Origin of the sequence: Streptomyces sp. GDS52 (assembly GCF_052246875.1) — a bacterium.
GTDB classification, from domain to species: domain Bacteria; phylum Actinomycetota; class Actinomycetes; order Streptomycetales; family Streptomycetaceae; genus Streptomyces; species Streptomyces cathayae.
On record NZ_CM125966.1, the window covers coordinates 5747556 to 5760531 of the forward strand.

12 protein-coding genes are annotated in these 12976 nt (G+C 72.4%); 8 read left to right on the forward strand and 4 right to left on the reverse strand.

Annotation, left to right across the window (positions count from 1 at the left end; all coding sequences use genetic code 11):
- Nucleotides 1-76: 76 nt before the first annotated feature.
- The 5 genes from ACTWJ9_RS26205 (at nt 77) to ACTWJ9_RS26225 (ending at nt 6391) form a co-directional block, all read left to right on the forward strand.
- Nucleotides 77-1438 carry an ABC transporter substrate-binding protein gene (locus ACTWJ9_RS26205; protein WP_279336728.1) on the forward strand — a complete coding sequence of 454 codons (1362 nt, stop codon included), beginning with the start codon at nt 77-79 and terminating at the stop codon, nt 1436-1438.
- 163 nt (nt 1439-1601) lie between these two features.
- Entirely contained in the window at nt 1602-2675 is a 1074-nt protein-coding gene (locus tag ACTWJ9_RS26210) for a rhamnogalacturonan acetylesterase (RefSeq protein ID WP_443294835.1), read from the forward strand.
- A gap of 80 nt (nt 2676-2755) precedes the next feature.
- Nucleotides 2756-4096, forward strand: a complete 1341-nt coding sequence (locus ACTWJ9_RS26215; protein ID WP_387042786.1) for a pectate lyase family protein — start codon at nt 2756-2758, stop codon at nt 4094-4096.
- A gap of 103 nt (nt 4097-4199) precedes the next feature.
- On the forward strand, nt 4200-5327 hold the full coding sequence (locus tag ACTWJ9_RS26220) for a pectinesterase family protein (protein ID WP_279336731.1): 1128 nt from the start codon (nt 4200-4202) through the stop codon (nt 5325-5327).
- Nucleotides 5324-6391: a dienelactone hydrolase family protein gene (locus tag ACTWJ9_RS26225; RefSeq protein WP_279336732.1), complete on the forward strand. Its 1068-nt coding sequence runs from the start codon at nt 5324-5326 to the stop codon at nt 6389-6391. The genes ACTWJ9_RS26220 and ACTWJ9_RS26225 overlap by 4 nt, the downstream gene beginning before the upstream one ends.
- A gap of 36 nt (nt 6392-6427) precedes the next feature.
- On the opposite strand, the gene ACTWJ9_RS26230 is transcribed toward ACTWJ9_RS26225, so the two are convergent.
- From ACTWJ9_RS26230 to ACTWJ9_RS26245, 4 genes are all read right to left on the reverse strand, one after another.
- Complete coding sequence (locus tag ACTWJ9_RS26230; RefSeq protein WP_387037229.1) at nt 6428-7258, reverse strand: pectate lyase; 831 nt, start codon at nt 7256-7258, stop codon at nt 6428-6430.
- Nucleotides 7259-7412: 154 nt separating this feature from the next.
- A complete protein-coding gene (locus ACTWJ9_RS26235; protein ID WP_387037227.1) occupies nt 7413-8270 on the reverse strand; it encodes a hypothetical protein in 858 nt (285 codons plus the stop codon).
- On the reverse strand, nt 8267-8845 hold the full coding sequence (locus ACTWJ9_RS26240; protein ID WP_279336735.1) for a SigE family RNA polymerase sigma factor: 579 nt from the start codon (nt 8843-8845) through the stop codon (nt 8267-8269). The genes ACTWJ9_RS26235 and ACTWJ9_RS26240 overlap by 4 nt, the downstream gene beginning before the upstream one ends.
- A gap of 221 nt (nt 8846-9066) precedes the next feature.
- Nucleotides 9067-9840, reverse strand: a complete 774-nt coding sequence (locus tag ACTWJ9_RS26245) for an IclR family transcriptional regulator (protein WP_279336736.1) — start codon at nt 9838-9840, stop codon at nt 9067-9069.
- A gap of 150 nt (nt 9841-9990) precedes the next feature.
- On the opposite strand from ACTWJ9_RS26245, the gene ACTWJ9_RS26250 reads away from it, so the two are divergent.
- From ACTWJ9_RS26250 to ACTWJ9_RS26260, 3 genes are all read left to right on the forward strand, one after another.
- Nucleotides 9991-11520 (forward strand): aldehyde dehydrogenase (NADP(+)), encoded by a 1530-nt coding sequence (locus tag ACTWJ9_RS26250; protein ID WP_443294837.1) that lies wholly within the window; start codon nt 9991-9993, stop codon nt 11518-11520.
- A 129-nt stretch (nt 11521-11649) separates the two neighbouring features.
- Nucleotides 11650-12156 (forward strand): GNAT family N-acetyltransferase, encoded by a 507-nt coding sequence (locus ACTWJ9_RS26255; protein ID WP_279336738.1) that lies wholly within the window; start codon nt 11650-11652, stop codon nt 12154-12156.
- A 75-nt stretch (nt 12157-12231) separates the two neighbouring features.
- Nucleotides 12232-12942 carry a DsbA family oxidoreductase gene (locus ACTWJ9_RS26260; RefSeq protein ID WP_279336739.1) on the forward strand — a complete coding sequence of 237 codons (711 nt, stop codon included), beginning with the start codon at nt 12232-12234 and terminating at the stop codon, nt 12940-12942.
- The last annotated feature ends 34 nt before the right edge of the window (nt 12943-12976 follow it).

Here is a 12976-nt window from a genome sequence, read left to right on the forward strand (position 1 = left end):
CCGGACGACCGCGAGACGCCCCCCACCCGCACACCCCGTCGGAACCAGAAGCGAACCAGAAGAAGAGAGCCGACCAATGAAGATCAGCAATCGCAGAAGCAGCACGGGCCGGCGCCGGACGTCGGCCGCCGTCGCCCTGGGCGCCGTGCTCGCGCTGACCGTCACCGCCTGCGGCGACGACGGCAGTGGAGCCGGCGGCGACAAGGGTGCCGAGGGCAGCGGCACGGGCAAGATCACCTTCTGGGACAACAACGGCGGTGTCCGCACCGCGATCTGGAAGGAGATCATCGCCGACTTCGAGAAGGCCAACCCGGAGATCGACGTCGAGTACGTCGGGATCGCCGCCACCGAGTACCAGTCCAAGGTCGACACCGCCCTCCAGGGCGGCGGCCTGCCGGACGTCGGCGGGATCGGCGCGTCGATGCTCGCGGGCTTCTCCGCCCAGAAGGCGCTCGCCCCGCTGGACGACCGGCTGGGCAAGTCGCCCCTCGACGGCAAGCTCAACAAGGACATGATCGAGTCGCTGCGCGCCGCCGGCGGCGGTGACGACAAGCTGTACTCGGTCCCGACCTCCGCGAACAACGGCGTCCTCTACTACCGCACCGACCTGTTCGAGAAGGCGGGCCTGGAGGAACCGACCAGCTGGGAGCGCTTCTTCAAGGCCGCGGAGAAGCTCAGCAACAAGGGCAAGAACGAGTTCGGCTACACCATCCGCGGCGGCGCCGGCTCCATCGCCCAGGCCCTGGACGCGATGTACGGCCAGTCCGGCATCACCACGTTCTGGGACTCCACCGGAGAGAAGAGCACGGTCAACGACCCGAAGAACGTCGAGGCCCTGGAGAAGTACGCGGCCCTGTTCAAGAAGGTCACTCCCGCCGCCGACCTGAACAACGACTTCACCAAGATGGTCGCGCAGTGGGACTCCGGCACGATCGGGATGCTCCACCACAACCTCGGTTCGTACCAGGACCACGTGAAGGCGCTCGGCGACGACGCGTTCCGGGGCATCCCGCAGCCCACCGGCCCCGACGGCGCCCGGGTCCAGGTCTCCAACCCGGTCGACGGTCTCGGCGTGTTCCAGAGCTCCAAGAACAAGGACGCCGCCTGGAAGTTCATCGAGTACGCCGTCTCGGCCGAGGCGAACTCGAAGTTCAACGAGTCCGCCGGACAGGTGCCGGCCAACCTCGACGCCGCCAAGGACGACTGGATCCAGAAGGCGGAGCCGACCAAGCTGGCCGCGGACGCGCTGAGCGACGGGTCGACGACCATCGTCCAGCTGCCGTACTACCTGCCGGACTGGAACACCATCTCCAAGGCCGACAACGAGCCGAACTTCCAGAAGGTGCTGCTCGGGGACATGAGCGCGAAGGACTTCCTCGACAACCTGGCCGAGCAGCTGAACGAGGCCCAGGCCGAGTGGCAGGAGCAGATGGCCTGAGCGGTTCCGGGTGTCACCGCGGGGCGGCCGCCGGCCCGTTCGCCGAGGGCCGCGGCCGTCCCCGCACCCGGCCGCGCCCCCGCGGCGCGGCCGGCCCGCACACAGGTACAGTCCCGCGCCCCGAGAGGCGCTCTTTTGGACCCTTGCTGAAAGGCACAGGCTTGTGTCGCTCACCCGCCGACAGGTTTCCGCCGCCGGACTCGGCCTCCCCCTCGCCCTCACCGTGACCGGCACCGCCCAGGCCGCGCCCCGACGGCCCCGGCCCCGCACCCTCCACATCGCCGGGGACTCCACCGCGGCCCAGAAGTACGCCGACGCGGCACCGGAGACCGGATGGGGCACGGCGCTCCCCTTCCTGCTCCGCCATGACCTCGTGGTCGCCAACCACGCGGTGAACGGACGGAGTTCGAAGAGCTTCGTCGACGAGGGGCGGCTCGACGCCGTCCTCGACGCCATCCGGCCCGATGACCTCCTGCTGATCCAGTTCGCGCACAACGACGAGAAGGCCACCGACCCGAGCCGCTACCGAACACTTGCCCAGTGCTCCACCCTTCAGGGTGGAGGTGTAGGGCATCCTGCCCGTAGTGGCCCGAAGGGGCGCGGCGGCATGGCTAAGATCGCCTTGTCCGACGACGGAGTTGTCGGACCTACCGCCGGACGGGCGGGAAGTCAGGCCTGCGGAGGCCGTGTAAGACCGACCCTCACCGGTCGGCAGTGGCCTGTGAAACAGGAACCCGAGGTGGTACCGCGAAGCGGTACCGACCGGAATCTCCTGCCCTCGGGCAGGAGAGGGCGTCAAACCGAGCCCTGGACGACGTACCGGGAGCACCTGCGGCTGTACGTCGCCGGGGCAAGGGCCCGCGGGGCGCGGCCCGTACTGGCCACCCCCGTGGAGCGCCGGAGGTTCGGCCCGGCCGGCGACGCCGTGCCGAGCCACGGCGCGTACCCGGCGGCGATGCGGGCGCTGGCCGACGAGGAGCGGGTCGCGCTGCTCGACGTCCAGGCCCTGTCGCTGGCGCTGTGGCAGGAGCTGGGCGTCGAGGAGACCAAGAAGTACTTCAACTGGACGGCGACCGAGCAGGACAACACGCACTTCAACCCGCCCGGCGCGATCGCCGTGGCCCGGCTGGTCGCCCGGGAGCTGCTGCGCACCCGGGTGCTCGCTCCGCGGGACGTGCGCCGGCTGGACGAGGCGATCCCCGAGTCCTGGATCACCTGGCCTGACGCCGCCGCCTGACGCCTTCACCACAGACACACCGGCACCAGACACACCGGCGCCACAGACACACGAGGAACGAGAAAAGGGAGAGCCGCACCATGAACAGACCGACGTGGCATGGGCACGCCATAGCGAGAGCCGCCTCGCTGGCCGGCTGCACCGCCCTCGTGCTGGCCCTGGCCGGCACCGGCGCCCAGGCCCATTCCGGCCACCACCCCGGCCACACCCGCGACGCCGCCCGGCAGACGCTCGGCGCGAACGACGGCTGGGCGTCCCACGGAACCGGCACCACCGGAGGTGCCGCGGCCACCGCCGAGAACGTTCACACCGTCAGCGACTGGGCCGGATTCAAGGCCGCCCTGGCGGCCGGCGGCAGCGCCCCGAAGATCATCAAGGTGCGGGGGACGATCGACGCGGTCTCCGACGGCTGCGACGCACTCGCCGCCCCCGGCTACGACTTCGACGACTACCTCGGGGCGTACGCGCCCGAGACCTGGGGCCTGGAACAGGACCTGGCCGACGAGCCCGACGACAGCCCCGAGGGCCTGCGCAGGGCCTCGGCCGCCCGCCAGGACACCGCCATCAAGGCGAACATCCCGGCCAACACCACGATCATCGGCGTCGGCCGGAACGCCGGGTTCAAGGGCGCCAGCCTGCAGATCAAGGGCGTGGACAACGTCATCGTCCGCAACCTCACCCTCGAGAGCCCGGTGGACTGCTTCCCGCAGTGGGACCCGACCGACGGCGACCGGGGCAACTGGAACTCCGAGTACGACACCGCCGTCGTGTACGGCTCCACCCACGTCTGGCTGGACCACAACACCTTCACCGACGGCGACCACCCCGACAGCGAGGCCCCCACCCACTTCGGGATGCTGTACCAGCAGCACGACGGAGAGCTGGACATCGTCCGGGGCGCCGACTACGTCACCGCCTCCTGGAACGTCTTCACCGAGCACGACAAGACGATCCTGATCGGCAACAGCGACGGCGAGTCCACGGCCGTCGGCGACCGGGGCAGGCTGAAGGTGACCTTCCACCACAACCTGTTCTCGAAGCTGGTCGAGCGCGCGCCGCGGGTCCGCTTCGGACAGGTCGACGTCTACAACAACCACTTCGTGGCCGGCCAGGGCTACGGCTACAGCTTCGGCGTCGGCAAGGAGTCCCAGCTCGTCGCCGAGCACAACGCGTTCACGCTGGCCGAGGGCGTCAGCCCGGCGAAGATCCTCAAGCGGTGGAACGACTCGCCGCTCACCGACCGGAACAACCGCGTCAACGGCAAGCGGGCCGACCTGATCGGCCTGCACAACGCGGAGAACCCCGGGACGCCCCTGCGCTCCGGCGCCGGCTGGACCCCCACCCTGCGCACCGCCGTCCACCCGGCGCAGGCGGTCCCGGCGCTGGTCAAGCTCGGCGCGGGAGCGGGCCGCATCGGCTGACACCCCCTGACACCCCCGCACCCCCGTTCGCCGGGGCGGGCGCGCTCCACCCCCACTGTGGCGCGCGCCCGCCCCGGTCCTCCCCGTACCGAAGGAGCCCCGCATGCCCTCCTCGCTGCCCGTGTCCCGGAGGGGTCTGCTGCTGGCCGGCGCGGTGGCCGCCACCGCGCCGGCCCTGGCGGCCGAGGCGCCCGCCCGGGCGGCCTCCCACCCGCGCCGCCCGTTCGGCCGGTACGGTTCGCCGGCCGACCGCCTGACCCCCCGAACCCTGTACGTTCACCCCGGCGGCGCCGGTGACTTCACCTCCGTCCAGGCGGCCGTGACCGCCGCGACCGGCACCGGCCGCGTCCTCGTCCTGGCCCCGGGCACCTACCGGGAGACGGTGTCCGTGGCCGCCGACCGCACCGACATGACCTGGATCGGCGCCTCGCAAAGCCCCCGTGACGTCGTGATCGTGTACGACAACGCGGCGGGCACCCCGAAACCGGACGGCTCCGGAAACCACGGAACCTCCGGCTCCGCCACCACCACCGTGCGCCCCGACGGCTTCACCGCCCGCTGGATCACCTTCGCCAACGACTGGCTGCGCGCCGACCATCCCGGCACAAGCGGCACCCAGGCCGTCGCCCTGAAGGTGCAGGGCGACCGCAGCGCCTTCGCGCACTGCCGGTTCCTCGGCCACCAGGACACCCTGTACGCGGACTCCGCGGCGCTCGGCACCTTCGCCCGCCAGTACTTCTCCCACTGCTACGCCGAGGGCGACGTCGACTTCGTGTTCGGCCGGGCGACCGCCGTCTTCGCGCACTGCCACTTCCGCGCCCTGATCCGCCCGGACCTGGCCGGGGCCCCGCACGGCTTCGTCTTCGCGCCCTCCACGGCCGGCGCCAACCCGCGCGGCTACCTCGTCACACGGAGCAGGATCAGCAGCGATGCACCCGACGGCCACTACAAACTGGCCCGCCCCTGGGTGCCCAGCTCCGACCCCACCGCCCGCCCGATGCTCACCGTCCGCGACACCCACCTCGGCCCCGGCATCGACGCCGTCGCGCCGTACACCGACATGGCGAGCGGTCACCCCTGGCAGGACCAGCGCTTCGCCGAGTACCGCAACTCCGGTCCCGGCGCCGTGGTCACCGTCCCCGAGAACCGGCCCCAGCTCACCCGCGCCCAGGCCGCCGCCCACACCCGCGAGAGCCACCTCGGCGACTGGCACCCCCGGACCGGCACATGACCCCCGCCCCGCCCGGCCCGCCCGGCCTCCATCCGGCGCTCAAGGACGACCTGACGTTCCCGCTGGCCTGGGGCACCTCACCCGTCCGGGACTTCCCGGCGTGGCGGCGGGCGGCCCGGGACAAGGTCGGGGAACTGCTCGTCGTGGCGGACCAGGACGGCACACCGTACGCGCCCGAGTTCACCGCGGGCCCGGACGGGGACGGCTGCACCCGCCAGTGCGTGGAGCTCTCGCTCACCCGGTACGGCAGGGTCCGCGGCGCCCTGCTCACCCCGCGGGGCGCCGGGCCCTTCCCGGCCGTGCTGCTCCTGCACGACCACGGTTCCCGCTTCGACATCGGCAAGGAGAAGGGCGTGAGGCCCTGGTACGACGACACCCGGCTCGCCTCCGCCGAACAGTGGGCCGAGCGGTACTTCGCCGGGCGCTTCGTCGGCGACGAACTCGCCCGGCGCGGCCATGTGGTGCTCTGCCTGGACGCCCTCGGCTGGGGGGAGCGGGGGCCGCTGGTCTACGAGCGGCAGCAGGAACTGGCGAGCAACCTCTTCCACCTCGGCTCCTCGCTCGCCGGACTCCACGCCCGCGAGGACCAGCGGGCCGCCGCCTTCCTGGCCGGCCTCGACCGGGTGGACGCGCGCCGGGTAGCCGCCCTCGGCTTCTCCATGGGCGGCTACCGGGCCTGGCAGGTGGCCGCGCTCAGCGACCACGTCGCGGCGGCGGCGAGCGTGTGCTGGATGACCGGGCTGAAGGAGATGATGGTGCCCGGGAACAACACGCTGCGCGGGCAGTCGGCGTTCCACATGCTCCACCCCGGGCTCGCCCGGCACCTGGACATCCCCGACGTGGCGAGCATCGCCGCACCCCGGCCGATGCTCTTCTTCCACGGCGGGCTCGACGCCCTGTTCCCCGCCGACGGGGTGCGCACCGCCTACGACAGGCTGCGTGCCGTCTGGCGCTCCCAGGGCGCCGAGGACCGGCTGCGGCTGAAGACGTGGCCGGACAGGGGCCACGTCTTCGACGACGCGATGCAGGACGAGGTGTACGCCTGGCTCGACTCCGTCCTGTGAGGACCGCCGCCCGGACCGGTCAGGTGCCCGGCCGGGTCACTTGTAGGTGATGTCCGAGTCCGAGAACTTGCAGTACTTCCCGTCGGCGCCGGAGCCGAGGTCCTTCGGCTCCTTGCCCGTGTTGTTGCCCTGGTAGCGGGTGCAGGTCTTCATCTTCTTCTTGCTGTCCCCGTGGATGCGGATCTGCGACAGCGTGGCGGTGTCCCCGTAGTTGGTGTTGATGCCGACGATCGACTTGCCGGGGGCCGTCAGGTCGATGTCCTTCAGCACGATCGTGCGCTTGTACTGCGTCTTGCAGTTGCCGCAGGAGCGCACCAGCTTGCCGAAGTCCTCGACCTGGAAGCCACTCACCGTCAGCGTCCCGGCGCCGTTGAACTGCAGCACCTTGTCCTCGGCCTTCCTCGCGCCGCCGCCGATCACCTTGTACTGCGCCGACGACGACTTGCCCTTGAAGCTGGCGGCGTCCTCGCCGACATCCAGCCACCACACGTTCTGCAGTGTGCAACTGCCCTTGCAGTGCACGCCGTCGGCGGCCGGGGTGCCGATGACGACGTTCTTGAGCGTGGCACCGTCGGCCAGCTCGAAGATCGGGTCCTGGCCCTCGTCCTGGCTGTCGCCGCCCAGATCACCGGTGCCGTAGTACTTCTTCATGCCGCCGTCGAGGACCCCGGAGACCGGGACGGTCTTCGACACCGGCTTGCCGCCGGTGTCCTTGGGCCACGAGGAGGCGGCGCTCGCGGTGGACAGCATCGTCGAGGTGACGACCGCCGCCCCCGTGATGCCGAGCGCGGAGACTCCGGCGATCACCGCCCGCCTTCTGCCGGTCCGGCGGCGGTGGGAGACGCGCTGTTCGGCTCGTGCAGTCATGCTCGTTCCTTGCAAGAGGGGAATCGTTTCGCCTCTTGGTTGCCGCAGGACGGGAAAGGGTTGCCGCGACCGGGAGGTTTTTTTCCGGCTTCCCGTCGGCCACCCGCGGCCCGTCGTCCGCCCCGCGGGCGAACGGCGGGAACCGCACCGCGCGTCAGTCGTCCCGGGCCGCGAAGTCGCCGCCCACCAGAAGCCGTTCGGAGCCGGTGGCGGCCGTCGCGGTGTACGTGTCGCCCCCGGCGTCCCGGCCGCCGCGCGCGTGGTCGTACTGCCCCGCGAAGACCCACTCGCCCGGCGTGACGGTGCGCCCCTCTTTGAGGGTCCAGGTGTGGACGAGGAAGCCGTCCCGCTCGTCGGTGGTCAGCAGGAAGTCCTCCTCGGGCAGGGAACGCCAGGCGCCCGTGGAGGAGACCCCGCCGGTCTGCGCGATCCGCAGCTCCACGGTGAGCGCGGTCAGCGGCTCGGTGGTCTTCAGGGTGATGTTGCTCTGCGCCCAGAACTCGTTGCTGTGCCGGTCCACCGAGCCGTCCGACCACAGCGGCCCGTCCTCGACGCCTCGGGGCTGAGGCGTGGTCCCCGGTGCCTTCGTCGTGGGCGTCTCCGTCCCCGGGGTCCGGGCCGGTGCCGAGCCCGGCTCGCCGGTCTCCTTCGGGGGGCCCGTCGACGGCTGCGCCGGCGGCAGGAGCGCCCGGCTCGTCGCGTCCGGCGACGGTGTGGGCTCCGGTGCCGGCGAGACCGCCACCTTTCGCTGTGCGGGAGGCTCCTCGCCCGTCACCACGGACGCGACCGCGAAGCCGCCCGCCGCGAGCACTCCGGCGACCGCGGCCGTCGTGCCCGCCACCCGGATCCACCCGAGCACCGGAGGGCGGGTGGCCCGGCGGCCGGGCCGGGCCGGCCGGGCCATGCCGCGTTCGACCCGGGCCAGGATGCGCTCCCGGTCGGGCTCGTGCTCCCCGGCCGTCTCGTGCAGCCGGGCGCGCAGCTCCTCGTGCACGTCCCGCCGCATCGTCATCGGTCCCTTCCCGTGTCCTCGCCGGCGGGCTTCCCCGGGTGCCCCGCCGCGGCGTGCACCCTTCGGGGCACCTCCGCCGTGCCCAGCAGCCGCTGCAGTTCGGCCATCCCCTTCGAGGTCTGGCTCTTCACCGTACCCACCGAGACGCCCAGGGCCAGCGCGGTGTCCTTCTCCGACAGGTCGAAGGCGTGCCGCAGCACCACACACGCCCGCTTGCGGAACGGCAGTCTGCGCAACGCCTCCCGCACATCCAGCACGCCCGCGACGTCCGGATTCTCGACCCGCTCCTCACGCTGCGGCCAGAACAGGGCGATCCGGCGCCGCTCGCGCACCGCGCCGCGGATGCGGGTACGCGCCATGTTGGCGACCACGCCCCGCGCGTACGCCACCGGATGCTCGGCGGCGCGCACCCGGTCCCAGCGGTGCCACAGGGCCAGCAGCGCGTCCGCGGCCAGGTCGTCGGCGGCGTCCGCCTCGCCCGTCAGCAGCCAGGCCAGACGGGACAGTTCGGCGTAGTGACGCTCGAAGAAGGCGTGGAACTCCACGGAGGCGGCGTCGTCGACGAGCGCACCCACGGGCCACCTCCCCTCGCAGCGGTGTCGAATGCCGGGCGAGCCCAGGGATGTGACGGTGCGTGCCCTGTGGACGACACGCGCATGTCAGGGGTCGGCCGTGCGGGTTCCGGAGCGTAGCAGTGATCGTCCAGGGGACTGTGTGACGGGTCGAACGGTGGACGGCCCGTCGTCACCGGAATCCGTACCCCGCGGCGGCCCCGCGCGCGGGGCCGCCCGTGCGGTCAGAGCCTCCGGGTGGCCAGGGTCAGCCGGTCGCGCGCGTCGAACAGGGCGTCCTTGACCATCTGTTCGTGTGCGGGGGTGAGCCGGGCGACCGGCACCGAGCAGCTGATCGCGTCCCGCGCGGGCGTGCGGTAGGGGATCGCCACCCCGAAGCAGCGCAGCCCGAGCGTGTTCTCCTCGCGGTCCACGGCGAAGCCCTGCTCGCGCACCTGGTGCAGCTCCTCGATGAGCTTCTCCCGGTCCGTGATGGTGTTCTCGGTGAGGGCGGGCAGCGTCTGCGGGAGCATCTTGCGCACCTGCTCGTCCGGGTACGTGCTCAGCAGCGCCTTGCCGAGCGACGTCGAGTGCGCGGGCAGCCGGCGGCCGACCCGGGTGAAGGGGCGCAGGTAGTGCTGCGACTGCCGGGTGGCCAGATAGACGACGTTGGTGCCGTCGAGCCGGGCCAGGTGGATGGTCTCCGTGGTGTCGTCCGAGAGCCGGTCCAGGGTGGGACGGGCCGCCGCCACCACCTCGTCGCCGTCGATGTAGGACGTGCCCACGAGCAGCGCCCGCACGCCGATGCCGTACCGGGTGCCCGTCGCGTCCGTCTCCACCCAGCCGAGGTCGACGAGGGTGCGCAGCAGCATGTAGAGGCTGGACTTGGGGTAGCCGACGGCCTCCTGGACCGCCGCCAGGGAGTGCATACCGGGGCGTCCGGCGAAGTACTCGAGCAGTTCAACGGTCCGCACCGCGGACTTGACCTGTGCGCCGCCGCCCGTCTCGCCAGCCGACATGCCCTTGACCCTTCGTTCGACGAGAAGCTGAAGTTATAGTCTCCAGCAGCACATTCATCATCAGAGACAGTGTTCAGTATATCGAACGCCGCCGATGGGTGACGTACATACTCCGGCATTGTGGGCGGCAGTCAAGTGGAGGGACTCGCGGTGGCAGCAGCACCAGTCTGGAGCGTCGACCCCCGTACCGGGAAGCAGCGGGAACAGGTCGCGGTGGAGGCCACGGTTCAGGAGGTGGACGCCGCCGTCCGGGCCGCGCACGACGCGCGGGGCGCCCTGGCCGACCGCATCGTCCGCGCGGCCTTCCTGCGCAGTGCCGCCGACGAACTCGAGGCGGCCAGGGACCGGCTCGTCGAGGCCGCCGACGCCGAGACCGCCCTCGGCCCGGTCCGGCTGACCGGCGAACTCGCCCGCACCTGCTACCAGTTGCGGGCCTTCGCCGGCATCGTCGAGGAGGGCGCCTTCCTCGACGTCGTCATCGACCACCCCGACGACACCGCGACCCCGCCCGTCCCGGACCTGCGCCGCTACAAGGTCCCGCTGGGGGTCGTCGCCGTCTACTCGGCCTCCAACTTCCCCTTCGCCTTCTCCGTCCCCGGCGGCGACACCGCGAGCGCGCTCGCGGCCGGCTGCCCGGTGGTCGTCAAGGCCCACCCCGACCACCCGGGCCTGTCCGAGCTGGTCGCCAGGGTGCTGCGCCGCGCGGCGGCCCGGCATGACATCCCCGAGGGCGTGCTCGGCCTGGTGCACGGTTTCGAGGCCGGCGTCGAACTGGTCCGGCACCCGCTGGTCGCGGCGGCCGGCTTCACCGGCTCGGTGCGCGGCGGACGCGCCCTCTTCGACGCGGCGGCCGCCCGCCCGGTCCCGATCCCGTTCCACGGCGAGCTGGGCTCCCTGAACCCGGTCCTGGTCACCGAGGCCGCCGCCGCCGAGCGCGCCGAGGCGATCGGGGCCGGTCTCGCCGGTTCGATGACGCTGGGCGTCGGCCAGTTCTGCGTCAAGCCGGGCCTCGTCCTGGCCCCGGCGGGCGCGGCCGGCGACCGCCTCGTCACGTCCCTGACCGACGCCGTCAGCGCCGCCGACGCCGGCGTCCTGCTCGACCACCGGATGCGCGACAACTTCGTCGCCGGGGTCGCCGAGCGCGCCCAACTGCCCGACGTGGAGTCCCCGGTGACCCCGGGCGCGGGCGGCGAGCACACGGTCAGCGCCGGGTTCCTCACCGTCCCGGCGAGCAGGCTCGCCACGGAGGGCGAGCACGACCTGCTGCTGGAGGAGTGCTTCGGACCGGTCACCGTCGTGGTCCGCTACGAGGACGACACCGAGGTCCGCTCCGTCCTGACCCGCCTCCCCGGCAACCTCACCGCCACCGTCCACCTGTCCGAGGAGGAGGGCGCCGGACAGGGCCGGGGCGCGGAGATCCTCGCCGAACTGACCCCGCTCGCTGGCCGGGTGCTCGTCAACGCCTGGCCGACCGGTGTCGCGGTCGCCCCGGCCCAGCACCACGGCGGCCCGTACCCGGCGACCACCTCCACCTCCACCTCGGTCGGCGGCACCGCCATCGAGCGCTGGCTGCGTCCCGTCGCCTACCAGAACAGCCCGGCCGCCCTCCTGCCGCCGGAACTGCGCGACGACAACCCGCAGAAACTGCCCCGCCGCTTCAACGGCGGCCTGGAGCGCTGAGCGCGCACCCGGCACGGCACGGTACGCAGGGCCCGTCCGGCAGGATCCGCCGGACGGGCCCCCGCGACGGAACGCGGCGGAGGCCGGCCCACCGGGAACCACCGCCCGCCGGGGAACGTCCTGCAGTGCATGATCGAATCGCACCGGACCGTGGACTCCTTGGTGATCAGGACGGCCCTGGCGGCCGAGGCCGCGGACATCGCCGCGCTGCACCTGCGCGCCCGGTCCACGTACTACCCGGACGGCCTCCCCGAGGACGGCACCGACTGGCCGGCGCGCTGGCGGGAGGCCGTCGAGCACCCCGACGGGCAGGTGCTGTGCGCGGTGCGGGACGGCCACCTGGCCGGCATCGCCTCGTTCCGCACCCCGCCGGGCGCTCCCGCCGACACGGTCAAGCTGTTCCAGTTCCACGTCGACCCGGGCCAGTGGCGCGCCGGCATCGGCACGGCCCTGCACACCGCCTGCGTCGAGGAGTGGCGGGCGAACGGACGGCGGACCGCCGTGCTCGAGGTGCACGCCGACAACCGGCGGGCCCAGGCCTTCTACACCCGCCGGGGCTGGATCCCGGACCCGGGGCGTCCGCCCGCCGAGGACGACCACCACCTCCACCTGTGCTTCGCCGTGCCGGGGGAATGAACCCCACTGGTTGAACGTTCACGCAGGCAGCGGAGGGAGTCTCCGTGTCCCCACGACCGGGAGAGTGCCTGAACGATGCGTGTCGAAATCTGGTCGGACATCGCGTGCCCCTGGTGTTATGTCGGCAAGGCGCGGTTCGAGAAGGCGCTCGGCGAGTTCCCGCACCGTGACGACGTCGAGGTGGTGCACCGCTCCTTCGAGCTGGACCCCGGCCGGGCCAAGGACGACATCCAGCCCGTGCTCACGATGCTGACCAAGAAGTACGGCATGAGCCAGGCACAGGCCGAGGCCGGTGAGGACAACCTCGGCGCGCAGGCCGAGGCCGAGGGACTGCCGTACCGCACCCGGGGCCGCGACCACGGAGCCACCTTCGACATGCACCGCCTGCTGCACTTCGCCCGCACCCAGGGCCGCCAGGTGGAACTGCTCGACCTCCTCTACCGGGCGAACTTCGCCGAGGAGCGGTCCGTCTTCGGCGACGACGCACGCCTCCTCGAACTCGCCACCACCGCCGGCCTCGACACCGACGCCGCCCGCGCGGTCCTCGCCGACCCGGACGCGTACGCCGCCGAGGTGCGCGAGGACCAGCGGGAAGCCGCGGAACTCGGTGCGCGGGGCGTGCCCTTCTTCGTCCTCGACCGCACGTACGGCGTCTCCGGCGCCCAGCCCGCCGAGGTGTTCACCCAGGCGCTGACCCAGGCGTGGGGCGAGCGGTCGCCGCTGAAGATCGTCGACGGCGACGCGGAGGCCTGCGGCCCCGACGGCTGCGCGGTCCCGCAGAGCTGACCGCGCCGGACGGGCCCGAAAGCCGGTGGACGGG